Here is a 230-nt window from a genome sequence, read left to right on the forward strand (position 1 = left end):
CTCGATGCGGACGCGTGGGACGCGCAAATGATGTTTCTGCTGCAACGTGGCTATCGCGTCATCGCACACGACCGCCGCGCACATGGCCGATCGACGCAGGCAGGCGACGGTCACGATATGGATACTTACTCGGATGACCTGGCCACACTGATGGATTTTCTGGACATCGAGGATGCCACGCTCGTTGGACATGCGACCGGCGGGGGCGAAGTTGCGCGCTACATTGGGCG

The 230-nt window shown here is 61.3% G+C and carries 1 protein-coding gene; it reads left to right on the top strand.

The window, feature by feature from the left end; genetic code table 11:
* Positions 1–30 precede the first annotated feature (30 nt).
* A partial coding sequence (locus SB724_RS22075; protein WP_410573250.1) for an alpha/beta fold hydrolase occupies positions 31–230 on the top strand: 200 nt, incomplete at its 3' end.

Source organism: Bacillus sp. SIMBA_031 (assembly GCF_046535225.1).
In the GTDB taxonomy this organism is placed as follows: domain Bacteria; phylum Bacillota; class Bacilli; order Bacillales; family Bacillaceae; genus Bacillus; species Bacillus velezensis.